We start from the raw sequence: 859 nt of genomic DNA on the forward strand, positions 1-859 counted from the left end.
TCGAGGAGGCTCATGCGTCGGGCCGGATCGTGACGTGGTCGGGCTCGAGTGCGAGCCGGACCCGGCGGGTGAGGTTGAGGGCTTCGCGGTAGTCGCGGGGGATCTGGACGCGTCCGGCGCGGTCCATGACCGCGTACTCCTCGGCGATCAGTTGCTCGCCGTCGCTGCGCCGGAGGACCTCGCTGCTGGTGCGTCCGTCGCGGATCGCGACGGTCCGCTCGACCTGCCCGCTGACCGCGGGGTCGTGGGTGACGACCACGATCGTGACGCCCAGATCCCGGTTGACGTCGCGCAGCGCGCCGAACACTTCGGCCGACGTGGTGGTGTCGAGTTCGCCGGTCGGTTCGTCGGCGAACAGCACCTCGGGCTCGTTCGCGATCGCGACCGCGATCGCGACGCGCTGCTGCTGCCCGCCCGAGAGCTCTCCGGGGCGCCGGTTCGCGCAGTCGGCGACCCCGAGCGCGTCCAGGAGTTCCAGGCTGCGGGCCTTGCGCGTCTTCGACGGCGTCCGGGCCGCGGTCATCGGCAGGTCGACCATCTGCCGGGCGGTCAGGTACGACACCAGGTTGGCCGCGGTCTGCTGCCGGACGAAGCCCACCGTGTGCCGCCGGTACTCGACGCGGTCCTTGCGGGACATCGCGAGCAGGTCCCATTGGTCGACCCGGGCCCGCCCGGCGGTCGGGGCGTCGATACCGGCCAGGATCGAGAGCAGCGTCGACTTCCCCGACCCGGACGCGCCGACGATCGCCACCATCTCGCCCCGGTTCACCAGCAGGTCCAGACCCTGCAGGGCCTGCACCTCGACCGGCCCGGACTGGTAGATGCGCACCAGGCTCTCGCACACGATCAGCGCGTCGGC

The 859-nt window shown here is 71.9% G+C and carries 1 protein-coding gene; it reads right to left on the reverse strand.

Annotated features, from left to right (window positions below; genetic code table 11):
- Window positions 1-10: 10 nt before the first annotated feature.
- Window positions 11-859 (reverse strand): ABC transporter ATP-binding protein (locus FL583_RS39830; protein ID WP_205752880.1); only part of this gene is annotated, 849 nt, incomplete at its 5' end.

Source organism: Cryptosporangium phraense (assembly GCF_006912135.1).
In the GTDB taxonomy this organism is placed as follows: Bacteria; Actinomycetota; Actinomycetes; order Mycobacteriales; family Cryptosporangiaceae; genus Cryptosporangium; species Cryptosporangium phraense.